The following is a 21852-nucleotide window of genomic DNA, read 5'->3' as shown; positions in this document are numbered from 1 at the left end:
CGATCCGTGCGTCATGCAGGACTTTCTGAATCGGTTCGTGTTCAGCCCAAGAGCGTTTGCGGTACGAATTTCGGACCCGGATGTGGTCACGCCCAGTGCATTTGCACCCGGTGCGCCGCCGCCCAGTGAATCGCCCGGATCGCGTCGATGACAGCCTCGGTCGCGGCGCGGGTGCCCAGCGCCCCACCCAGATCTGCGGTGACGGCGCCGGCGGCGAGGACAGCCGCCACGGCGGCCTCGATGGAATCAGCCTCGTCCTCCAGCTTCAGGCTGTGACGCAGCAGCAGGGCCGCCGAAAGGATGGTCCCGACCGGATTGGCCAGGTCCTGTCCGGCGATGTCCGGCGCCGAGCCGTGAATCGGTTCGAACAGGCCCGGCCCTTCCGTGCCCAGCGACGCCGACGGCAACAGGCCGATCGAGCCGCCCAGCACCGAGATCTCGTCCGACAGGATGTCGCCGAACATGTTCTCGGTCAGGATGACGTCGTATTCGCGGGGCTTGCGGATCAGGTGCATGGCCATGGAATCGACCAGGGCGTGCTCCAGCGCGATCTCTGGAAATTCTTCGGCGTGGATGCGAGTCACCACCTCGCGCCACAGGCGGCTGGTCTCCATGACATTAGCCTTGTCGACCGAGGTCACCTTGCCGCGGCGCTGGCGCGCCGTCTGGAAGGCGGCGCGGGTGACGCGCTCGATCTCCGGCACCGTGTATTCGCACAGGTCGGTGGCGCGATCGGCGGTGCGGGTCTTCTCGCCGAAATAGACGCCGCCCGTCAGTTCGCGGAAGACGATCAGATCGACGCCCTCGACGATCTCCTTCTTCAGCGGCGAACGGTGCGCCATCACCGGGGACACCTGCAGCGGCCGGAGATTAGCGAACAGGCCCATGGCCTTGCGGATCGCCAACAGGCCTTCCTCGGGCCGACGCTTGCCGCCGTCCCATTTGGGACCGCCGACGGCGCCCAGCAGAACCGCGTCGGCGGCGACGCAAGCCGCGCGGGTCGCCTCCGGCAGGGGCTCGCCCGTCTCGTCTATTGCGGCGCCGCCGATCAGATGTTCGGAAAAGTTGAAGCTGTGGCCGTAGAAGTCGCCGATGACCGCCAGCACATCGCGCGCGGCGCGCGTCACCTCCGGCCCGACGCCATCGCCGGGCAGCAGGACGATATTATAGGTCTTGGGGGCGGTGTGGGGCATCAGATGGTCTCTCTCGAACGCTCATAGGCTTCGATCTCAGGCAGGTTTGATTGCAGCCAGCCCAGGGTGTCCACCCCGTTCAGCAGGCATTCGCGTGCGAAGGATTCGACCCCGAAGGACACGGGCTGGGCATTGCCGCGTCGGATCTGGTTAGCCTGGAGGTCGATCGTGACCGGCTGATCCGGTTGCGACGCCAGATCGTCCCACACGTCCTGGCTGACGACGATGGGCAGCAAGCCGTTTTTCAACGCGTTAGATGTAAAAATGTCAGCGATCTCGGTCGATATCACCGCCCGGAACCCGTAGTCGTGCAGAGCCCAGGGGGCGTGTTCGCGAGAGGAGCCGCAGGCGAAATTCTTGCCCGCCAGCAGGATGCGATGCTCGGCCGGATCGATGCGGTTCAGGATGGCCTCAGGCTTTTCCGATCCATCCGTCTCATAGCGCCAGTCATAAAAGGCCGCCTTGCCCAGCCCCTCGCGCGAGGTCGTGGTCAGGAAGCGCGCGGGAATGATCTGGTCCGTGTCGATATTGGCCTGGCTGAGCGTCACCGTGCGAGAGGTCAGGACCTGGAAGGGCTCAGACATTTTGCGCTCCTACCGTCTCGCGCGCGGCGCTCGGCTGCTTGAGGGCGGCCGCCTCGCTCAAAAAGACGCGCGGATCGGTCAGCACCCCGGCCACCGCCGTCGCCGCCGCCGTCGCGGGACTGGCCAGGATGGTGCGGGCGTCCTTGCCCTGGCGGCCTTCGAAATTGCGGTTCGAGGTCGAGACGGCCAGCTGACCCGGCGCGACGAAATCCCCGTTCATGGCGATACACATCGAACAGCCGGGGATACGCCATTCGGCCCCGGCGGCGATGAAGACCTCGTGCAGGCCTTCCGCCTCGGCGTCGCGGCGCACGGCCTCCGAACCGGGAACCACCAGCATGCGCAGGCCCGGCTTGACCTTGCGGCCGCGCAGCACCTCGGCGGCGGCGCGCAGATCGGGCAGACGGCCGTTGGTGCAGGAGCCGATGAAGACCACGTCCACCGGCTGGCTGGTCGTCGCCTCGCCGGCCGTGAAGCCCATATAGGCGATGGCCTTGCGGTCGCTGTCCGACTGGGGCTGGGGCACGGGCGTGCCGATCGGCGCGCCGGCGTCTGGCGTCGTGCCCCAGGTCGCCATGGGACGGATGGCGGCGCCGTCGATGACGACTTCCTTGTCGAAGCTCGCGCCCGGATCCGTCGCCAGCTTCAGCCATTCGGCCGTCGCCGCCGGATAGTCGGCGGGGACGTGCTTACGGCCGCGCAGCCAGTCGATGGTGGTCTGGTCAGGGGCGATCATGCCCGCGCGGGCGCCCGCCTCGATGGACATGTTGCACAGGGTCATCCGCCCTTCCATGTCCAGGGACCGCACCGCCTCGCCGGCGTATTCGATGACATAGCCGGTGCCGCCGCCGAAGCCGATGGCGGCGATTACGGCCAGGGCGACGTCCTTGCCCGACACGCCGGGCTGCAGTTGCCCGTCCACCGTCACCCGCATGGCCTTGGCCTTGCGCTGCAACAGGCACTGGGTCGCCAGGACATGGCCGACCTCGGAGGTGCCAATGCCGAAGGCCAGGGCCCCGAAGGCGCCGTGGGTGGCGGTATGGCTGTCGCCGCAGACCACGGTCATGCCCGGTTGGGTCAGACCCAGCTCCGGTCCCATGACGTGGACCACGCCCCGGTCGTCGGAGTCCCAGCCGGCCAGCGGCACGCCATGGGCGGCGCAGTTCTTCTCCAGCCGATGCACCTGGGCCTCGGCCTGAGCGGTGACATAGGGCTTCAGCCCGTTCAGCCCCGCCGGCAGGGTCGGGGTCGAATGGTCCAGGGTGGCGTAGGTGCGGTCGGGACGGCGCACTTTCAGACCGCGCGCCTCGATCTCGCTGAAGGCCTGCGGGCTCGTGACCTCGTGGACCAGGTGCAGGTCGATATACAGAACTCCCGGCGTGTCGGCCGTCTCGGACCGCACGACGTGGGCGTCCCAGACCTTGTCGAACAGGGTTTTAGGATTAGGCATACTGGGCCACCGTCACGCCGTCGACGCGGTCGATGATGGCGATCAGTTCGGCGTCGCTGATCTCGCCGATCTGGTCGGCGCGCTGCTTGAAGCCGGCGACCACCGCAACCAGCCGCTCGCCCTCAATGGGACGGCCGATGGTCTCGGCGCGCTTGGCGATGGCGTGGCGGCCGGAGTGTTTGCCCAGCACGAACCAGCTGCCCTCGAAGCCCACGTCCTGGGGCCGCATGATCTCATAGGTGCGGCTGTCGGCCAGCATGCCGTGCTGATGGATGCCGGCCTCGTGGGCGAAGGCGTTGATGCCGACCACCGACTTATTGCGGGCGATGACCGTCTCGGTGATCTCGCACAGGATCTTAGAGGCGCGAACCAGATGGCGGCTGTCGGCCCCGGTGGTGACGCCATAGCGGTCTTCGCGGACCTTCAGAGCCATGATGACTTCTTCGATCGAGGCGTTGCCGGCCCGTTCGCCGATGCCGTTGATCGCGCCCTCGACCTGACGCGCGCCGCCCTCGACGGCGGCCAGGGAGTTGGCGACCGCCATGCCCAGGTCGTCGTGGCAGTGGGCCGAGAAGATCACATGGGGATGGCGCTTGTGAATCCGCACCGCCAGGGCGCGGAAGGTCTCGCGCACCTCTTCCGGGGTGGCGTAGCCGACAGTGTCGGGCACGTTCAGGGTCCGGGCGCCGGCGTCGGCGGCGGCCTCCAGCACATCGGCCAGAAATTCGGGCTCGGTGCGGAAGGCGTCCTCGGCGGAGAACTCGACGTCGTCGAACAGGCTGGCGGCGTATTCGACCGAGCGGACGGCCGTCGACAGCACCTCGTTGGTGGACATCTTCAGCTTGGCGGTGCGGTGGATCGGGCTGGTGCCGATGAAGGTGTGGCAGCGACGATGCGACTTGGGCGCCGGTTGCAGGGCGCGGAAGGTGGCGTCGATGTCCTTTTCGTTGGCGCGCGACAGGGAGCAGAAGATCGGCCCTTCGACCTCGCCGGCCACGCGGCGGATGCAGTCTTCGTCGCCCGGCGAGGCGGCGGCGAAGCCGGCCTCGATAACGTCAACGCCCAGGTCCTTCAGGACCTGGGCCATCTTCACCTTGGCTTGGGCGCTCATGGAGAAGCCCGGCGCCTGTTCCCCGTCCCGCATCGTCGTGTCGAAGACGATGACCCGGTTGGGGTCGGCGGCGATCTCCTCAGTTCGGGATACGCCGGATACTCGTACTTTTTCGGCGGTCATTACGCGGCCTCGGATTGAATAATGTCGTTGCCGATGCGGCGGACGCCGAACAGGCGGTCGATCTGGCGGCCCAGATTTTCCATGCACCGGCCGGCGTCGCGGCCGCGCACGGTCAGGGCGATGCGGCGGAAGGTTCCCTCGTCGGCCATGTTCATGCCGTCGATGTGGAAGCCGCGGCGTTCCACAAGGCCGATGAGACGCTGAAGCGAACCGTCTGCACGGTCGATCTGGATGTGGATCGTGTTGCTCATCTCAGGAGCCCTCCATCATTTCGGCGTTGCTCTTGCCCGGCGGAACCAGCGGCCAGACATTGTCTCGGGAATCGATGACCACATGGGCCAGGCAGGGGCCTTCGGCGGCCAGCAGGCGCTGGATGCCTTCGGACACCTGATCACGGCGATCGATACGGAAGGCCTCGATGCCAAAGGCCTCGGCCACCTTCACGAAGTCCGGATTGTCGGACAGGTCGATCTCGGAATAGTTCTCGGCGAAGAACAGCTCCTGCCACTGGCGCACCAGGCCCAGCGAGGAATTGTCGATCAGCACGATCTTCAGCGGGATGCCGTAACGCTTCAGCGTCGCCAGCTCCTGGATGTTCATCATGAAGCCGCCGTCGCCGGCGATGGTGACGACCGTCGCCGACGGATCGGCCAGCTTGGCGCCGATGCCTGCGGGCAGGCCGAAGCCCATGGCGCCCAGGCCGCCCGAGGTGATGTGGGCTTCGGGCCGCGAGAAGCGGCAGTGCATGGCCGCCCACATCTGGTGCTGGCCCACGTCGCAGGCGGCGACGAAATCATCGCCGGCCGCTTCCGACACTTCTTTCAGCAGAGCCGGGGCATAGACCCCCTCGCCCGGCGCGTCATAGCGATAGGCGCCGACGGCGGCGGCCTGGGCGCATTCGACCGACCACGACTGGATGTCCAGGACCGGGCCGCCGGCCAGCCGCGCCGTCAGGGCCTCGATCCCGTCCTTCAGCTCGCCGACGACGGCGACATTGGCCGCCCGCAGCTTGCCGACTTCAGAGGCGTCGATATCGAAATGGACGATCCGGGCGTTGGGCGCGAACTCGGCCAGCTTGCCCGTCGCGCGGTCGTCGAACCGGGCGCCGACGACGATCAGCAGGTCGCTGTCCTGCACCGCATGATTGGCGGCGCGGGCGCCGTGCATGCCCAGCATGCCCAGCATGCCGGGCGCATCGGTCGGGATGGTGCCCAGGGCGTTCAGGGTCGAGACCTGCGGAATGCCGGTCGCGGCGACGAACGCGCGCAGGGCCTCGGTCGCACGGCCGATCTTCACCCCGCCGCCGATATAGACCAGCGGCTTCTTGGCGGCGCGAATCGCGGCTTCGGCGGCGGCGATGGCGTCGTGATCGATGCGCGGCGTCTCGTTGGGAATGTGGAAGCCGTAGTCGTCGCTGGTCGTGGCGAACTGCACGTCCTTGGGCAGATCGACCAGGACCGGACCAGGGCGGCCCGAGGCGGCGATATGGAAGGCCTCCTCAATGGCGGCCGGAACCTCGGCCGCGTCGCGGACCAGGATCGAGTGTTTCACGATCGGCAGGGTGACGCCCAGGATGTCGATCTCCTGGAAGGCGTCGGTGCCCATCAGGCCCTGGGCCACATTGCCGGTGATGCAGACCATCGGCACCGAATCCATCATCGCATTGGCGATGCCGGTGATCAGATTGGTGGCGCCCGGGCCGGAGGTGGCCATGCACACCCCGACCTTGCCGCTCTTGCGCGCATAGGCGTCGGCGGCGAAGGCCGCGCCCTGCTCGTGGCGGACCAGGATGTGCTTCAGCTTGGACCCGGCCAGGGCGTCATAGACCGGCATGATGGCGCCGCCCGGATAACCGAACACCACCTCCACGCCCAGCCGCTCCAGGGTGGAGACCAGCAGGCGCGCCCCCGATTGCGGGGCGGCCTCGGCTGAGGATTTGAAGGCGGCGGCGGTCATCAGGGTCATCCGGTCTTTACGCTTGGGCTCAGGCCGCTTCGGACTTGGGCGTGTTCAGCCAGGCCATCCGCTCGCGCAGACGGGCGCCGACCTGTTCGATCTGGCTTTCGCGGTCCGCCTTCAGCCAGGCCTCGTACTGCGGCTTGCCGGCCTCGTTCTCGGCGATCCAGTTGCGCGCGAAGGTTCCGTCCTGGATCTCGTCCAGGATGGTCTTCATGCGGGCCTTGGTCTCTTCGTTGACGACGCGCGGGCCGCTGGCGACGGCGCCGTATTTGGCCGTCTCAGAGATGAAGTGGTGCATCTTCGAGATGCCGCCTTCGTAGAACAGGTCCACGATCAGCTTCAGCTCGTGCAGGCATTCGAAATAGGCGATCTCGGGCTGGTAGCCGGCCTCGACCAGGGTGTTGAAGCCCTGCATCACCAACTCCTTGGCGCCGCCGCACAGGACGGCCTGTTCGCCGAACAGATCGGTCTCGGTCTCTTCGCGGAAGGTGGTTTCCAGCAGGCCGCCGGTCGCGCCGCCATTGCCCTTGGCATAGCCCATGGCCCGATCGCGGGCCTTGCCGGTCACGTCCTTCTCGATGGCGAACAGCGAAGGCACGCCGCGACCGCGCTGGAACTCGCGACGGACCAGATCGCCCGGTCCCTTGGGCGCAACCAGGATCACGTCCATGTCGGGACGCGGGGTGATGCGCTCGTAGATGATCGAGAAGCCGTGGGCGAACAGCAGGGCCGAGCCTTCCTTGGCGTTCGGCTCGATGATGTCGCGATAGACGTCGCCTTGGACCATGTCGGGGGTCAGGATGGCGATGATGTCGGCGCCCTTGACGGCTTCGGCCGGCTCGGCGGTCGGGACGCCGTCGGCCGTGGCGTGTTTCCAGCCCGTGCCGCCATGGCGGACGCCGGCGACCACGTCATGGCCGCTGTCCTTCAGGTTCTGCGCATGGGCGCGCCCCTGCGAGCCATAGCCGATGATGGCGATGCGCTGACCGGCGATGGCGCCCGGCTTGATGTCTTCGTTGGTGTAGATGGTGATGGCCATGAGAATTCAGGCGTCCTGAGCAGCAGTGGATTTGTGAGACGCCTGGCCAAAATCGGGGATCTGGGCCGGCGGCGGGTTGGGGATGGTGACTGCGCCCTGGGCCGCCGAGGCGACCGAGGCGCGGTATTTGGCGAAGACACCTCGCGCCGGGCGGACCACGTGGGGCGTAAAGCCCGCCCGGCGCGTCGCCAGATCGACATTGACGTCGATCCGACGGTTGGTGACGTCGATGGTGATGCGGTCACCATCGCGAATGAGAGCGATCGGGCCGCCGACGGCGGCTTCCGGCGAGACGTGGCCAGCGACGAAACCGTAGCTGGCGCCCGAGAATCGGCCGTCGGTCAGCAGGGCGACATTGTCGATCTTGCGACCCTTCAGGGCGGCGGTGACCTGCAGCATTTCGCGCATGCCCGGGCCGCCCTTGGGCCCTTCGTAGCGGATGATGATGACGTCGCCCTCGCCGACCGAACCGTCCTGGACGGCATGAAAGGCGTCTTCTTCGCTGTCGAAGACGCAGGCCGGACCTTCGAACTTATCGACCTTGTGCCCGGTCAGCTTGATGACCGCGCCCTCAGGGGCGACGTCGCCGTAGATGACGGCGAAGCTGCCGCGGTCCATGACCGGGGCGTCGAAGGTGGTCACGACCACCTGGCCGGGGGTTTCCTCGGCCTCGGCCGCCTCGGCGAACAGGCTGCGGCCGCTGACGGTGGGGGTGTTCACGATCTTGCCGGCCTCGGCCATCCGCTGCGTGACCAGGCGGGTGCCGCCGGCTGCGAACAGGTGCGAAGCCAGGAAACGGCCGCCCGGCTTCAGATCGCAGATGACCGGCGCCTCGACGCAGGCCTGGTGGCAGTCCTCAACGCCGAAATCGACGCCGGCCTCAGCCGCGATGGCCGTCAGGTGCATGACGGCGTTGGTCGAGCCGCCCGAGGCGGACACCGCGACGGCGGCGTTCTTCAGGCTGGCGCGGGTGATGTATTTACGGGCGGCGTCACCGGCGAAGACCCGTTCGACGACCAGACGGCCGCAGCGCTCGCCCTCGGCAGCCTTGCCGGGGTCGACCGCCGGCACGTCATTGGCGCCCATGGGCGAGATGCCCATGACCGACAGGGCCATGGCCATGGTGTTGGCCGTGAACTGGCCGCCGCAGGCGCCGGCGCCGGGGCAGACGGCCTGTTCGACCGCCTTCAGACCTGCGTCGTCCAACGTCCCGGCCGAATGGGCGCCGATGGCCTCGAACACCTCCTGGACCGAGACCTCCTTCGCCCCGATCACGCCAGGCATGATCGTGCCGCCGTAGTAGACCAGGCCTGGGATATCCATCCGGGCCAAGGCCATGGCCGCCGCCGGGATCGTCTTGTCGCAGCCGACGATGCAGACCACGCCGTCCAGCTGGTGCCCCTCGATGGCCAGTTCGATGGAGTCGGCGACGACCTCGCGGCTGATCAGCGAGGCCTTCATGCCGGCCGTGCCCATCGAGATGCCGTCGGTGACGACGATGGTGTTGAAATCGACCGGATAGCCGCCCGCCGCGACGATGCCGGCGCGCACATCCCTGGCCAAGCGGTCCAGGTGCATGTTGCACGGCGTGACCGTCGACCAGGTGTTGACGATGCCGATCATCGGCTTGTCGAAGTCGGCGTCCTGCATGCCGGCGGCGCGCAGATACGAACGGGCGGCGGCCCGGTTCGGGCCGGCCGTCACCGCCGCGCTGCGCGCGTTGGGCTTTTGGGGCTCTGAGGTAGAATCTTGCGTCATCGGTCCGGTTCTTTTTGAACCGCCAAGCACTAAAAACCCCGCTTCCTTTCGGGAGCGGGGTGGTGCGAGGCGATCCTGAGTGTGTCTAGGTCAGGTCGCGTGCATCCACGCCGCTTGCGTAAGCAGGCCGAGGAGTACGAGGAGAATGAGGAATACGGTGCTTTCCAGGCCGACCGGCGCGCGAACGGCCGCGGCCGCCTGAGCGGTGCATCCCTTCAACATGTCGCGCGTCATCGTGGCCACGGGGGCTCCTTGTTCTGACGCCAAGAAACCATACCGGCCGGGCGCACACAAGCCCTGTCGCAAAAATTTTGCTCAATGATCCAAAATCGACCTCAGCAGAGGTGTTTCTTGCCGGACGCCCGTCGCCCGCCTCAAACCGTAACGCTTGCTCACGCCATGTTAGGCCTAAGGCGCAGCGGCGGGGTTGAAACCGGGCCGCGAGAGTTCCATTGAGACGCCAACAACATAATCGTTCAGAGGAGCCTCCCCATGACCGTTCGCGTCGCCATCAATGGTTTCGGTCGCATCGGCCGTCTCGTTCTTCGCTCGATCATCGAGCACGGCCGCACGGACATCGAAGTGGTGGCGATCAATGATCTCGGTCCGGTCGAGACCAACGCCCATCTGTTCCGCTTCGATTCGGTGCACGGCCGCTTCCCCGGCACGGTGACCTCGGGCGAGGATTGGATCGACGTCGGCACGGGCAAGATCAAGGTCACGGCCGAGCGCGATCCGGCCAACCTGCCCCACGCCGAGCTGAAGGTGGACATCGCCTTCGAGTGCACCGGCATCTTCACCGCCAAGGACAAGGCCAGCGCCCACCTGAAGGCCGGCGCCAAGCGCGTCCTCGTCTCTGCCCCGGCCGAGGGCGCCGACAAGACCATCGTCTATAAGGTCAACCACGAGACCCTGACCGCCGACGACATCGTCGTGTCGAACGGCTCCTGCACCACCAACGCCCTGGCCCCGGTGGCCAAGGTGCTGAACGACCTGTTCGGCATCGAGCGCGGCTATATGACCACCATCCACTCCTACACCGGCGACCAGCCGACGCTGGATACGATGCACAAGGATCTGTACCGCGCCCGCGCCGCCGCCCTGTCGATGATCCCGACCTCGACCGGCGCCGCCAAGGCCCTGGGCCTGGTCCTGCCGGAACTGAAGGGCAAGCTGGACGGCTCGTCGATCCGCGTCCCGACCCCGAACGTCTCGGTCGTGGATCTGAAGGTCGTCTCGGGCCGCGACACCTCGGTGGACGAGATCAACGCCGCGCTTCAGGCCGCCGCCGACGGTCCGATGAAGGGCGTCCTGTTCACGACGACGGACCCGCTGGTCTCCAGCGACCTGAACCACATCGCCGCTTCGTCCACCGCCGCCCTTCCCCAGACCCAGGTCGTCGACGGCAAGCTGGCCCGCGTCCTCAGCTGGTACGACAACGAATGGGGCTTCGCGACCCGGATGGCCGACACGGCCCTGGTGATGGCGAAGTTCCTGTAAACCCCGCCTCCCTCTCCCGGCGGGAGAGGGCTTGAGCGCACGGCGGCCCAGCCGCCGTTCTGGCGCGAAAGGGTGAGGGGCACGGTGTGCGAATTGGCCCACCGCCCGTCCCTCATCCGTCTCGCACCGCGAGCCACCTTCTCCCCATGGGAGAAGGATCATTAGAGATCGAAGCCATGACCTTCCGCACCCTCGACGACGCTCACGACCTCGCCGGCAAGACGGCCCTGGTCCGCGTGGACTTCAACGTCCCGATGGAGGACGGAAAGGTCACGGACGACACCCGGCTGCGCGTCGCCCTGCCGACGATCCAGCGCCTGCGCGACGCCGGCGCCAAGGTCGCCCTGCTGGCCCACTTCGACCGGCCCAAGGGCCAGCGCATCCCGTCGATGAGCCTGAAGCCGGTTGTGGATGATCTGGAGAATCTGCTCGGCGCCCCCGTCCGCTTCGCCGACGACTGCATCGGCCCGGACGCTGTGGACGCCATCCGAGACCTGGACGCCGGCGGCGTGGTCCTGCTGGAGAACGTCCGCTTCCATGCGGCGGAAGAGGCCAATGATCCAGTCTTCGCCCAGAAGCTGGCCGATCTGGGCGACCTCTATGTCAACGACGCCTTCTCGGCCGCCCACCGCGCCCATGCCTCGACCGAGGGTATCGCGCACCACCTGCCCGCCTACGCCGGCGAATCCATGCGGCGCGAGCTGGACGCCCTGGACGCCGCGCTGGGCAAGCCGCAGAAGCCCGTTCTGGGCATTGTCGGCGGCGCCAAGGTGTCGACCAAGCTGGACCTGTTGAAGAACCTGGTGGGCAAGCTGAACCGCCTGGCCATCGGCGGCGGCATGGCCAACACCTTCCTCTACGCTCAAGGCATAGATATCGGCGGCTCCCTGGCCGAGAAGGACATGGCCGACACGGCGCGCGAAATCCTGACTGAGGCCGAGGCCCAGGGCTGCGAAATCCTGCTGCCGCTCGACGTGGTCGTGGCGACCGAAGTCAAGCCGGGCGCCGAGACCCGCACCGTCCTCGCCCGCGAAGAGATCGGCGAGGCCGAGAAGATCCTCGACGCCGGTCCACTGACCGTCGAAAAACTGATCAAGGCCATGGCCCTGTCCAAGACCCTGATCTGGAACGGCCCGCTCGGCGTCTTCGAGGTTCCGCCCTTCGACGCCGCGACGGTCAAGGCCGCCAAGGCCGCCGCCGACCTGGCGAAATCCGGCGCCCTGATCGCTGTGGCCGGCGGCGGTGATACGGTATCCGCGCTCAACCATGCGGGCGTCGTGGACGACATGACCTTTGTCTCCACCGCCGGCGGCGCCTTCCTGGAATGGATGGAAGGCAAGCCTCTGCCCGGCGTAGACGCCTTGCGCGTCGACTAGGAGCAAGCGCGTCCGCCTTTCTCCGCCCCGTCGCAACGATTGCACCCATCGGGTGAACCTCGACACCTCTTGGTGAGGGCGTCACGATGCAGGCGAACCACACAAGCGCCCCAGACGTTAGGCGGGCTGTGACCCGGCGTGACTTCGCCGGTGGGCGTGGCTAATCTGTCGCCCAATCAAAAAAGACTATTCGGCTCAGGAGATTTCACCATGGCGCGCATCACGCTGCGACAGCTGCTCGACCACGCGGCGGAGAACGACTACGCCCTGCCCGCCTACAACATCAACAATATGGAGCAGGGTCTAGCGATCATGGAGGCGGCCCACGAGGTCAACGCCCCCGTCATCATTCAAGCCTCGCGCGGCGCCCGGAACTACGCCAACGACGTCGTCCTGGCCAAGCTGATCGACGCCCTAGCCGAACTCTATCCGGACATTCCGGTCTGTATGCACCAGGACCACGGCAACGGCCCGGCGACCTGCGCCACCGCCATCCAGTACGGCTTCACCTCGGTGATGATGGACGGCTCGCTGGAAGAGGACGCCAAGACCCCCGCCTCCTACGAGTACAATGTCGAGGTCACGCGCCGCGTCACCGAAATGGCCCATGCCTGCGGCGTCTCGGTCGAGGGCGAACTGGGCGTGCTGGGCTCGCTGGAGACCGGCATGGGCGAGGCCGAGGACGGCCACGGCTTCGAGGGCAAACTGGACCATTCGCAACTGCTGACGGACCCGGACCAGGCCGTCGATTTCGTCGCCGCCACCAAGGTCGACGCCCTGGCCATCGCCATGGGCACCAGCCACGGGGCCTACAAGTTCAGCAAGAAGCCGGACGGCGACATCCTGGCCATGAATGTGATCGAGGACATCCACCGCCGCCTGCCCAACACCCACCTGGTGATGCACGGCAGTTCTTCGGTCCCGCAGGACCTGCAGGACATCATCAACCAGTACGGCGGCGAAATGCCCCAGACCTGGGGCGTGCCGGTGGAAGAAATCCAGCGCGGCATCAAGCACGGCGTGCGCAAGGTCAACATCGACACCGACAACCGCATGGCCATCACCGGCGCGATCCGTAAGGCGCTGATGGAGAACCCGCGCGAGTTCGATCCCCGCGCCTATCTGAAGCCGGCCAAGGCGGCGATGAAGAAGCTCTGCATGGAGCGCTATCAGCAGTTCGGTTGCGAAGGCCAGGCCTCTCGGATTCGCCCCCTGTCCACCGCCCAGATGGCTAGACGTTACGCCTCGGGCGACCTCGACCCGTCCTTCCGAGGCGCCGCCGTCAAGGCCGCCTGATCGATCAGAAGACCGGGTAGCGGTTGCTCAGTTCGCCCCGCACCCGGCTCAGATCCCATTCGGCGCGATCCAGCGCGTCGCGCGCCTCACGGGCGTTGCGACGCGCATCGCGGATTTCACCGCGCACCTCATCGATCCGATCGCGGATTTTCTGCTTCTCTTCATCCGTAAGGCCGTCCGACCGCAGTTCGCGCTGCTTGGCGTCGAGCTTATCCTCGCGATCCTCGATGCGGGCCTCGGCGCTGCTCAGTGCGCTTTCGGCGTTCTCGACCGCCGCCTCGACCTCATGCAGCCTCCGCCCGTCATTAAAGGCAGGCAGGAATTCCGCCTCCTCCTCGGCTCGGCAGACGCCGTAATAGGTATTGCCAGCCCGCCCCTCGCTCCAACCTCGCGGGAAGGTGCAATAGGTCCTCAGCCCGTCCTCGCGCGCCGATCCATAGGCCGCCGGGTTGGGTCCCACCTGGTATTTCTCACAAGCCTTGGCATGGTCGTCCAGCCGGCTCATCGGATAGCCCGCCGCCCCGTCGGCATAGCCCTTTTCACCCCAGGCGCCGGCCAGGCATTCGTCCTTGCTCATGGTCGTGCAACTGCCCAGCAGCGCCGCGGCGGCGATACCGCCGCCCGTGATCAGAAAACGCTTCATCGGATTTCCCCTAGGCCCCCAAGCTTCACTATCGAACGACGACAGGCCCTCGCGCAAGCCGCGCGCCGTGCTAGGGAGCCACGGTGTCCGACCCTGATCTGATCGACGAAGACGACCTGCCCCCACCCCTTGCCGCCGCCGAGGTGCTCGAGGCCCGCCTTGATGCGCCCGGGGTTCGCCTGGACAAGGCCTTGGCCGAGGCCTTCCCGACCCTGTCGCGCGCCCGGCTCCAGGCCCTGCTGGCGGAAGGCGCCGTCCGTCGCGACGGCGTGGTCCTGACCGCCGGCTCCGCCAAGGCCCAACCCGGTCTCTATGTCGTCGCCCTGCCGCCCGTGGCCCCGGCCACGCCTCAGCCCGAAGCCATTCCCCTGACCGTCCTCTACGAGGACGCGGATCTGATCGTCATCGACAAACCCGCCGGCATGGCCGCCCATCCGGCGCCAGGCTGCGAAACCGGCACCCTGGTCAACGCCCTCCTGGCCCACTGTGGCGACAGCCTGTCCGGCATCGGCGGAATCGCCCGTCCCGGCATCGTCCACCGCCTGGACAAGGACACCTCCGGCGTCATGGTCGCCGCCAAGACCGACCGCGCCCATCAGGGTCTGTCCGCCCTGTTCGCCACCCACGACATTGAACGCACCTACATCGCCCTGACGCGCGGCGCGCCGTCCCCATCCAGAGCCCGTATCGAAACCCGCATCGGACGCTCGACCGGCGACCGCAAGAAGATGGCCGTGCTGAAGGCTGGAGGACGCGAGGCGATCACCGACTATGTCGTCCAGGCGACCTTCGGTGAACCAGCCAAGGCGGGGGGCGCGCCGCTCGCCGCCCGCGTCGCCTGCACCCTGCATACCGGCCGGACCCACCAGATCCGCGTCCATCTGTCGTCCAAGGGCTCGCCCATCCTCGGCGACGCGACCTATGGCTCGGGCAGCCCTGCCGCGCCGGTCCGCTCCGCCATCACCGAAGCCGGCCTGACTCGCCAGGCGTTGCACGCTTCCGTCCTCGGCTTCGTCCATCCGGTCACGGGCGAAACCCTACGCTTCGACACCGCGCCGCCCGCTGATATGGTGCGGCTCGAAGCCCTGCTCTCCGACCTCTGAGGCCCGCCATGCTCGACCCCGAGATTCACGACAACGCCGAGCTCAAGCGTTACGAACTCCCCGTGGACGGCGAGGTGGCTGTCGTCACCTACAACCTGTCGCCGCCGAACCTGATGATCACCGAGACTCTTGTGCCGGAGCGGCTCGAAGGCCAGGGCATCGCCAGCCGTCTGGCGAAACATGTTCTGGCTGACGCCCGGGCGCGAGACCTTTTGATATTGCCGGTCTGCCCCTTTTTCTCAGCCTATCTAAAGAAGCACCCCGAGTACGCCGACGTCGTGCATCCCACCTATCGGGGACTTCTGGGAATCTGACGACTGTCTACAGGACTCCTGCGATCACTTCATCTCGCCGAAGGGTTGTCACGATACCCGCATCCGGCATAGCGTCAGTCGATCAACAGGGGTTCTGGGACATGATCATCTTTGTCGTTGCGCTCGCTCTCTCCGGCCAGACCGCAAGCCCGCCGCTTTCGGCCGAGTCCTCCGCGCCGGCGGTTCAACCTGCCGCGCCAAGGGCTCCTGGAGTCGCAAGCGCCGATGCAAACGGGAGCGAGACCGAAGAACGTCGCGCCGGACGTCCTCTGATCTGCCGCAATGAGACTGTGCTCGGGTCGCGCTTCCCGGTGCGGCGGTGCCGGCCCGCCGATCTGACGCCACAGGAGCGAGCGCTTGCCGCAGATCAGCTACGACGCCAGCAGACCCTCAACATGAAGGGAGACGGGTCTTCATTTTGAATGCAGACGGGCATCCGGCTTGAAAAGCAACCGACTTAAACGGTTGGCAGGCCACGCCATTTCGACATACCGCCAGTACACAAGGGGATTTTACGCCATGATTATTGTTGCTTTCGCCCTTGCGCTCTCCGGTCAGGCGGCGACCCCGCCGCTTCCGGCCGACTCGGCCGATGTTCCGGTTCAAACGGCCGCAACCACAACAGCCGCCCGCCCGAATGGAACGGCCGCTGAAGAACGCCGCGCCGGACGGCCTCTGGTCTGCCGGAACGAGCCAGTCCTGGGATCACGCTTCCCGGTTCGACGTTGCCGGCCGGCTGACCTGACTCCGGAAGAGCGCGCGCTCGCCGCCGATCAGCTTCGTCGGCAACAAACTACGACTTTGAATGGGACATGACGCCAACCAGGATGAGCGTCTTGAATAGCAACTGACACGTTTCTATATTGCGATCCGGCTGGCACGAGTGGCGCCCGGGCCACGGTCACGCTTTCGTGTGACCGCCCGCCCCTAAAAATGGCGGCAACCCATCGCTACTTCACCGGTTGAGGGGTGAGGCGTCGGTGCACACGAGGTGGCCGACGACGAAGCGCCCGCTCGTTTAGACGGTCGGAGGGACCATATGGCTGCCAATAGTACGCTCGCGGTGATGTCGCCTGAACAGGGCCTGTCTCGCTACCTGACGGAAATCCGCAAGTTTCCGATGCTGACCAAGGACGAGGAGTTCATGCTCGCCAAACGTTGGTCGGAGCACCAGGACCCCGAAGCCGCCCACCGTCTCGTGACCTCGCACCTTCGTCTCGTGGCCAAGATCGCCATGGGGTATCGCGGCTACGGCCTGCCGATCGGCGAAGTGATTTCCGAGGGCAATGTCGGCCTGATGCAGGCCGTCAAGAAATTCGACCCGGACAAGGGCTTCCGCCTGGCTACCTACGCCATGTGGTGGATCCGCGCCTCGATCCAGGAATACATCCTGCGCAGCTGGTCGCTAGTGAAGATGGGCACCACCGCCGCCCAGAAGAAGCTGTTCTTCAACCTGCGCAAGGCCAAGAGCCAGATCTCGGCCTTCGAGGAAGGCGACCTGCACCCCGAACACCTCGCCGCCATCGCCACCAAACTGGGCGTGACCGAGGAAGAGGTCACCAATATGAACCGCCGCCTCGGCGGCGACGCCTCGCTGAACGCGCCGTTGCGCGCCGACGGCGAGAGTGAATGGCAGGACTGGCTGGCCGACGACACGGCCGTGTCCCAGGAAACCCAGCTCGCCGAAGACGAGGAAAAGGGCATTCGCATGAGCCTCCTTCAGGAAGCCATGGAAGAACTGACGGATCGCGAGAAACATATTCTCACGGAACGTCGCCTCAAGGACGACCCCGTCACTCTGGAAGAACTCGCCGGTCAGTACGGAGTGTCTCGCGAGCGCGTGCGCCAGATCGAGGTCCGCGCCTTCGAGAAGCTGCAAAAGGCGATGCGTGCTGCGGCCGAGGAACGGAACCTCGTCGACGCCTGATCTCTCGCCCGATATGCGCCTCCCTCAGAGGCTGGCCGTCAGGACGCTCGCGCCATCTCGGATGCGGGCGTCTGGCGTGCGGCGGCCAGGACCTCGTTAATCGGCTGGATCAACCGGGCCTTCGTCACGGCGTCCGAGGCAACAAAGGCCTCCAGCCCCCCCGCCGCGATCGCCAGCTTGGCGTCTCCCGCCTTCACCGCCATAGCCTTCAACGTCTGCGCCTGCTGCCGGATCGCACGTATCGCCTGGGCGGTGTCCTGATCGAACTGAGCTAGAGCCGCAGCCAGAATGCGGATGGCCTGGTCCCGAACGTCGATTTTTCCGGCGGACGCCCCGTCCGCTCGGCGCTTGCGCGCCCCGGAATATTCGCCCGAGTTGAAGCGGCGCCGGTCCGGGCCCACATAGCCGACCGCCTCGACCCATGGCCGCGACTTCAGCGCGACGTTCTCGACCCGTTTGAACAGGTCGCCGATCGTATAGGGTTTGCGCAGGAATTCGTGCACGCCCGCGTCGCGCGCACCCTTGATGGCGGCGGCGGTGGCCTCATTGGTGATCATGATGATCGGCGCCATGCGGCAGGCCATGTTCGAACGACGAATCCGGCGCGCCAAGGTTTCCCCGTTCAGGGCCTCGCCCGAACGTTCGGCGAAGATCATGCCCGGCTCGACGTCGCGCAACAGCTCCAACGCGCTCTCATCGTCGCCCGAGACGTAGACCTCGCGTGCGCCCAGTCCCTTCATGATGTCCGACAAAAGTCGCGCGGACGCGGCATTGGGTTCAATGATCGCGATCCGCCGCACGGCAGGTTCGATGCGGCTTAGCGTTCTGGCGTCAGCGGTGAACAAGGGCTTCTGCTCCGGTTTCAGCCGATCTCCTAGCGCAGCCCTGGTTAAGACCCGTTGAATCGATGCGCGCTAGCCTTGGAAGGGGTCCCGCATCAGTATCGTGTCGTCCCGCTCGGGGCTGGTCGACAGCAGGGCCACCGGGGCGCCGATCAGTTCCTCGATCCGCCTCACATATTTGATCGCATTGGCGTTGATGTCCTTGAAGCTGCGAACCCCGCCGGTGCTCTCGCTCCAGCCCTCCAGCTCCTCGAACACCGGCTCGGCCGCCGCCTGTTCCTTCAGGCTGGACGGCAAATAGTCCAGCACCTCGCCGTTGACCCGGTAGCCGACGCAGATCTTCAGCGTCTTCAGCCCGTCCAGCACGTCCAGTTTGGTCAGGGCGATGCCGTCGATGCCGTTGATCGCCACCGACTGTCGCACCAGCACGGCGTCGAACCAGCCGCAGCGCCGCGCCCGGCCGGTGTTGACCCCGACTTCGCGACCGACGGTCGCCAGGTGCTGACCGACCTCATCGTCCAGTTCGCAGGCGAAGGGTCCTTCGCCAACGCGGGTCGTGTAGGCCTTGACGATTCCCAGCACATAGCCGACGCCCCGCGGCCCTATGCCCGATCCCGCCGCCGCCTGGCCCGCGACCGTGTTTGAGCTGGTCACATAGGGATAGGTGCCGTGGTCCACGTCCAGAAAGGCGCCCTGCGCGCCCTCGAACAGCACCCGCTTGCCGTCCTTCTGCGCCTGGTCCAGCACCCGCCAGGCCGGCTTCACATAGGGCAGGATCTTGGGCGCGATCTCCAGCAGTTGGGCCAGCAGCGCCTCCGGATCAATCGGCGCCAGCCCGAGGCCGGCGCGCAGCGGATCATGGTGCGAGCGGAGCCGCTCGATCTTGACCTTCAGATCGTCTTCATTGGCCAGGTCGCACACGCGGATGGCGCGACGACCGACCTTGTCCTCATAGGCCGGACCGATGCCGCGGCCGGTCGTGCCGATCTTCGCGCCCGGCGCGCTGGCCGCCGCCTCGCGCGCCACGTCCAGCGCGGGATGAATGGGCAGGATCAGGCAGGCGTTGTCCGCGACGGTCAGGATATCCGGCGTGATCGCCACGCCCTGCGCCTGGATCTTCTCGATCTCGCCCACCAGGTGCCACGGGTCCACCACCACGCCATTGCCGATGATCGACGGCTTGCCCTGCACCACGCCGCTGGGCAGCAGCGCCAGCTTGTAGACCTTGCCGTCCACGACCAGCGTATGGCCCGCATTGTGACCGCCCTGGAACCGCACGACCATGTCGGCGCGGTTGGACAGCCAGTCCACGATCTTGCCCTTGCCCTCGTCGCCCCACTGGGCGCCGACCACCGCTACGTTCGCCAAGGTCCGTACTCCGCCTTAGCGTTCTCCTCGAGAACGCGTCTGAATTATCGAGGCGTCGCCTCATGTGCGCCGCTCCGAGCGCGGGCGCAGCCTATAGCGAGGGAATCGTCCGGTGTCGTCCCGTTCGTGGGATTTATGCGACCTCCGACGCCGCGACTTCGAACGCCCACTCCAGCCACGGCGTCGCCGCGACCACATCCGCCGTCTCGACCGTACAGCCGCACCACAGCCTCAGCCCCGGCGGCGCGTTGCGGTGCGGCTCCATGTCGAACACGGCCGCCTCGCCTTCCAGCAGGGCCTTGAACCGCACGACGAAGGCCTTCTGCGCCTGGGGGTCCAGGGCCGCGATGCGCGGGTCGACGAACTTCAGACAGACCGAGGTGGTCGATCGGATCTCGGACCGTTCGGGCAGGAAGTCGATCCAGCCGGTCCGCGACACCCATTCCGCCAACGCCGCGTAATTGGCGTCCGTGCGCCGGATCAGTTCGCGCAAGCCGCCGATTTCCCGCGCCCAGTCCAGCGCGTCGATCCAGTCCTCGATCGTCAGGATCGAGAAGGTGTTGATCGCCACCCCGTCCGCCAGCGCCCGGTCGAAACCCTTGCCGTCCGTCAGCCTCAGCAGTTTGGGTATCGCCTGATCCGGCCGATAACGGTCCAGCCGAGCCACCGCGCGGGGCGACAGCGCCATCACTCCGATGCCCGCCTCGCCGCCCAGCGCCTTCTGGAAGCTGAAGGTCACCACATCCAGCTTGTCCCACGGCAAGGCCATGGCGAAGGCGGCGGAGGTGGCGTCGCAGATGGCCAGTCCCTCGCGATCATCAGCGATCCAGTCGGCGTCCGGTACGCGCACGCCCGAGGTCGTTCCGTTCCACGGAAACACCACGTCCTTGGACCAGTCAGCCCGGCTCAGGTCCGGCAACTCGCCCCAGGGCGCCGTCAGCGCTTCCGGCTCTAGCCCCAGATGATCCTTCACGTCCGCCAGCCAGGTCAGACCGAAATTCTCGAACGCCACGACCTGCACGGGCCGCTCGCCAAGCATCGCCCAAAGGGCCGCCTCGACGGCCCCCGTGTCCGACCCGGGCGTATAGAGCATCACATGGCTCTCAGGAACTTCCAGCACTGCCCGCGTCAGCCGTAGACCATAGGCGAACCGCTCTACCACCTCGGGCGCGCGAATGCCGCGCCCCAGCAGGTCGCTCGACAGGCCGGCAAGACTGTAACCGGGCCTCTTCGCCGTCGGCCCGGCCGAGAACCACGGCCGGGCTGGTTTCGCATCAGGTTTCGCGATCATGATCTTCCCCCTCAGCGCCGCCGCGCCTCGCGCGGCTTGGGCGCGGCTCAACGTCCCGGCGAATAGGGGCGCTTGGCGCGCCATTCTTCGGCGAATTTGACCAGGGCCGCATCCGGCTCGTCAGGCAGGGTCACGACCAGCCGCGCCAGCAGGTCGCCGCGTCGCCCCTGGACGAAGGCGCCACGCCCCTTCAGCCGCATCAACTTGCCCGAGTTGGACCCGGGCGCGATCGTCACCTGCACTTCGCCTTCCGGCGTGGGCGCCCGGACCTTGGCGCCCAGCACCGCGTCGGGGACCGAAACCGGCAGGTCCATCGTCAGGTCGGCGCCGTCACGCTTGTAGATCGGGTGCGGCTCGATCTTCAATTCTATCAAGGCGTCGCCGTTCTCGGCTCCCCGCCCGGGCGCGCCTTGTCCGCGCAGCCGGATGGTCTGGCCGTCCGACGCTCCCTTGGGAATGGTCACATCCAGCGTCCGCCCGTCCGAGAACTGGATCCTCCTGGTCGCGCCAGCGATGGCGTCCTCCAGGCTGATGTCCAGCGTCGCCTTGACGTCCTGGCCGCGCGCGGTGAAATCCCGCGCGCCGCGTTGGCGCCCGCCGCCGCCGAACATCCCGAACAGTTCGTCCAGATCGACGCCTTCGAAATTGGCCCGCCCGCCCGGCCCGCCGCCGCCCGAGAATCCGCCGCCCTGTCCGAACGGACTCCCCCCCGCACGGCCGCCGCCGCCGAAACCCCGGTACTGTTCGTTGCCGTCGTTATCCAGCTGACCGGCGTCATACTTGGCCCGCTTCTCGACGTCGCCCAGGATGTCGAAGGCCGCCGTCACCCGCTTGAACTTGTCCTCGGTGATCTTGTCGCCGGGATTCTTGTCGGGGTGAAGCTCCTTGGCCAGCTTGCGGAACGCCTTCTTGATCTCGTCCGCGCTCGCGCCCTTCGAAACGCCCAGTTCCTTGTAGGGATCGCCTGCCACGTCC

Annotated in this window: 20 protein-coding genes; 6 read left to right on the top strand and 14 right to left on the bottom strand. The window is 66.8% G+C overall.

The window, feature by feature from the left end:
* Positions 1-86: 86 nt before the first annotated feature.
* The 9 genes from leuB to ACVPT3_RS03075 all read right to left on the bottom strand — a co-directional run bounded on the left by leuB (position 87) and on the right by ACVPT3_RS03075 (position 9460).
* Entirely contained in the window at positions 87-1193 is a 1107-nt protein-coding gene (gene leuB, locus ACVPT3_RS03115; protein ID WP_154725848.1) for a 3-isopropylmalate dehydrogenase, read from the bottom strand.
* Entirely contained in the window at positions 1193-1777 is a 585-nt protein-coding gene (gene leuD, locus ACVPT3_RS03110) for a 3-isopropylmalate dehydratase small subunit (RefSeq protein ID WP_492042753.1), read from the bottom strand. The genes leuB and leuD overlap by 1 nt, the downstream gene beginning before the upstream one ends.
* Complete coding sequence (leuC, locus tag ACVPT3_RS03105; RefSeq protein ID WP_492042752.1) at positions 1770-3227, bottom strand: 3-isopropylmalate dehydratase large subunit; 1458 nt, start codon at positions 3225-3227, stop codon at positions 1770-1772. Before leuC ends, leuD begins: the two co-directional genes overlap by 8 nt.
* Positions 3220-4461 (bottom strand): 2-isopropylmalate synthase, encoded by a 1242-nt coding sequence (locus tag ACVPT3_RS03100; RefSeq protein WP_492042751.1) that lies wholly within the window; start codon positions 4459-4461, stop codon positions 3220-3222. The genes leuC and ACVPT3_RS03100 overlap by 8 nt, the downstream gene beginning before the upstream one ends.
* Positions 4461-4712 carry an ACT domain-containing protein gene (locus ACVPT3_RS03095; protein WP_492042750.1) on the bottom strand — a complete coding sequence of 84 codons (252 nt, stop codon included), beginning with the start codon at positions 4710-4712 and terminating at the stop codon, positions 4461-4463. The genes ACVPT3_RS03100 and ACVPT3_RS03095 overlap by 1 nt, the downstream gene beginning before the upstream one ends.
* A 1-nt stretch (position 4713) precedes the next feature.
* The gene (gene ilvG / locus ACVPT3_RS03090; RefSeq protein WP_492042749.1) at positions 4714-6426 is read right to left on the bottom strand and encodes an acetolactate synthase 2 catalytic subunit; all 1713 of its coding nucleotides are present in this window, start codon (positions 6424-6426) and stop codon (positions 4714-4716) included.
* Positions 6427-6445: 19 nt separating this feature from the next.
* Positions 6446-7459: a ketol-acid reductoisomerase gene (gene ilvC / locus ACVPT3_RS03085; RefSeq protein ID WP_008260071.1), complete on the bottom strand. Its 1014-nt coding sequence runs from the start codon at positions 7457-7459 to the stop codon at positions 6446-6448.
* A gap of 6 nt (positions 7460-7465) precedes the next feature.
* On the bottom strand, positions 7466-9217 hold the full coding sequence (gene ilvD, locus ACVPT3_RS03080) for a dihydroxy-acid dehydratase (protein WP_492042748.1): 1752 nt from the start codon (positions 9215-9217) through the stop codon (positions 7466-7468).
* A 90-nt stretch (positions 9218-9307) separates the two neighbouring features.
* Positions 9308-9460 (bottom strand): hypothetical protein, encoded by a 153-nt coding sequence (locus ACVPT3_RS03075; protein ID WP_492042747.1) that lies wholly within the window; start codon positions 9458-9460, stop codon positions 9308-9310.
* 249 nt (positions 9461-9709) lie between these two features.
* Between ACVPT3_RS03075 and gap the strand changes: the two genes are divergently transcribed.
* The 3 genes from gap to fba all read left to right on the top strand — a co-directional run bounded on the left by gap (position 9710) and on the right by fba (position 13389).
* Positions 9710-10717: a type I glyceraldehyde-3-phosphate dehydrogenase gene (gene gap / locus ACVPT3_RS03070; RefSeq protein ID WP_492042746.1), complete on the top strand. Its 1008-nt coding sequence runs from the start codon at positions 9710-9712 to the stop codon at positions 10715-10717.
* 176 nt (positions 10718-10893) lie between these two features.
* Positions 10894-12093: a phosphoglycerate kinase gene (locus tag ACVPT3_RS03065; RefSeq protein ID WP_492042745.1), complete on the top strand. Its 1200-nt coding sequence runs from the start codon at positions 10894-10896 to the stop codon at positions 12091-12093.
* 210 nt (positions 12094-12303) lie between these two features.
* Positions 12304-13389, top strand: a complete 1086-nt coding sequence (gene fba / locus ACVPT3_RS03060) for a class II fructose-bisphosphate aldolase (RefSeq protein WP_492042744.1) — start codon at positions 12304-12306, stop codon at positions 13387-13389.
* A 4-nt stretch (positions 13390-13393) separates the two neighbouring features.
* Here fba and ACVPT3_RS03055 read toward each other — a convergent pair whose 3' ends face one another.
* Positions 13394-14032 carry a DUF2799 domain-containing protein gene (locus ACVPT3_RS03055; protein ID WP_492042743.1) on the bottom strand — a complete coding sequence of 213 codons (639 nt, stop codon included), beginning with the start codon at positions 14030-14032 and terminating at the stop codon, positions 13394-13396.
* Between the two features lie 83 nt (positions 14033-14115).
* On the opposite strand from ACVPT3_RS03055, the gene ACVPT3_RS03050 reads away from it, so the two are divergent.
* The 3 genes from ACVPT3_RS03050 to rpoH all read left to right on the top strand — a co-directional run bounded on the left by ACVPT3_RS03050 (position 14116) and on the right by rpoH (position 17376).
* A complete protein-coding gene (locus ACVPT3_RS03050; RefSeq protein ID WP_492042742.1) occupies positions 14116-15135 on the top strand; it encodes an RluA family pseudouridine synthase in 1020 nt (339 codons plus the stop codon).
* A gap of 8 nt (positions 15136-15143) precedes the next feature.
* On the top strand, positions 15144-15449 hold the full coding sequence (locus tag ACVPT3_RS03045) for a GNAT family N-acetyltransferase (protein WP_492042741.1): 306 nt from the start codon (positions 15144-15146) through the stop codon (positions 15447-15449).
* Positions 15450-16488: 1039 nt separating this feature from the next.
* Positions 16489-17376: an RNA polymerase sigma factor RpoH gene (rpoH, locus tag ACVPT3_RS03040; protein ID WP_292120994.1), complete on the top strand. Its 888-nt coding sequence runs from the start codon at positions 16489-16491 to the stop codon at positions 17374-17376.
* 38 nt (positions 17377-17414) lie between these two features.
* Here rpoH and ACVPT3_RS03035 read toward each other — a convergent pair whose 3' ends face one another.
* The 4 genes from ACVPT3_RS03035 to ACVPT3_RS03020 form a co-directional block, all read right to left on the bottom strand.
* Complete coding sequence (locus ACVPT3_RS03035) at positions 17415-18176, bottom strand: response regulator transcription factor (RefSeq protein ID WP_492043777.1); 762 nt, start codon at positions 18174-18176, stop codon at positions 17415-17417.
* Positions 18177-18290: 114 nt separating this feature from the next.
* The gene (locus ACVPT3_RS03030) at positions 18291-19586 is read right to left on the bottom strand and encodes an adenylosuccinate synthase (protein ID WP_492042740.1); all 1296 of its coding nucleotides are present in this window, start codon (positions 19584-19586) and stop codon (positions 18291-18293) included.
* A gap of 133 nt (positions 19587-19719) precedes the next feature.
* Positions 19720-20877: a phosphoserine transaminase gene (locus ACVPT3_RS03025; protein ID WP_492042739.1), complete on the bottom strand. Its 1158-nt coding sequence runs from the start codon at positions 20875-20877 to the stop codon at positions 19720-19722.
* A 47-nt stretch (positions 20878-20924) separates the two neighbouring features.
* On the bottom strand, positions 20925-21848 hold the full coding sequence (locus ACVPT3_RS03020; RefSeq protein WP_492042738.1) for a DnaJ C-terminal domain-containing protein: 924 nt from the start codon (positions 21846-21848) through the stop codon (positions 20925-20927).
* Between the last annotated feature and the right edge of the window lie 4 nt (positions 21849-21852).

It is taken from the genome of Brevundimonas sp. FV1ps31S, assembly GCF_058681265.1.
Note: the sequence above shows the minus strand (reverse complement) of the source record. Positions and strands in the feature narration are given on the sequence as shown.

Excerpts from the sequence above, each read along its gene's own strand:
- gap (WP_492042746.1), top strand. The coding sequence starts at position 9,710 with ATGACCGTTCGCGTCGCCATCAATGGTTTCGGTCGCATCGGCCGTCTC.
- leuB (WP_154725848.1), bottom strand. The coding sequence starts at position 1,193 with ATGCCCCACACCGCCCCCAAGACCTATAATATCGTCCTGCTGCCCGGC.
- leuC (WP_492042752.1), bottom strand. The coding sequence starts at position 3,227 with ATGCCTAATCCTAAAACCCTGTTCGACAAGGTCTGGGACGCCCACGTC.
- ilvG (WP_492042749.1), bottom strand. The coding sequence starts at position 6,426 with ATGACCCTGATGACCGCCGCCGCCTTCAAATCCTCAGCCGAGGCCGCC.
- ilvC (WP_008260071.1), bottom strand. The coding sequence starts at position 7,459 with ATGGCCATCACCATCTACACCAACGAAGACATCAAGCCGGGCGCCATC.
- ACVPT3_RS03065 (WP_492042745.1), top strand. The coding sequence starts at position 10,894 with ATGACCTTCCGCACCCTCGACGACGCTCACGACCTCGCCGGCAAGACG.
- fba (WP_492042744.1), top strand. The coding sequence starts at position 12,304 with ATGGCGCGCATCACGCTGCGACAGCTGCTCGACCACGCGGCGGAGAAC.
- ACVPT3_RS03045 (WP_492042741.1), top strand. The coding sequence starts at position 15,144 with ATGCTCGACCCCGAGATTCACGACAACGCCGAGCTCAAGCGTTACGAA.
- ACVPT3_RS03055 (WP_492042743.1), bottom strand. The coding sequence starts at position 14,032 with ATGAAGCGTTTTCTGATCACGGGCGGCGGTATCGCCGCCGCGGCGCTG.
- leuD (WP_492042753.1), bottom strand. The coding sequence starts at position 1,777 with ATGTCTGAGCCCTTCCAGGTCCTGACCTCTCGCACGGTGACGCTCAGC.
- rpoH (WP_292120994.1), top strand. The coding sequence starts at position 16,489 with ATGGCTGCCAATAGTACGCTCGCGGTGATGTCGCCTGAACAGGGCCTG.
- ilvD (WP_492042748.1), bottom strand. The coding sequence starts at position 9,217 with ATGACGCAAGATTCTACCTCAGAGCCCCAAAAGCCCAACGCGCGCAGC.
- ACVPT3_RS03025 (WP_492042739.1), bottom strand. The coding sequence starts at position 20,877 with ATGATCGCGAAACCTGATGCGAAACCAGCCCGGCCGTGGTTCTCGGCC.
- ACVPT3_RS03100 (WP_492042751.1), bottom strand. The coding sequence starts at position 4,461 with ATGACCGCCGAAAAAGTACGAGTATCCGGCGTATCCCGAACTGAGGAG.
- ACVPT3_RS03095 (WP_492042750.1), bottom strand. The coding sequence starts at position 4,712 with ATGAGCAACACGATCCACATCCAGATCGACCGTGCAGACGGTTCGCTT.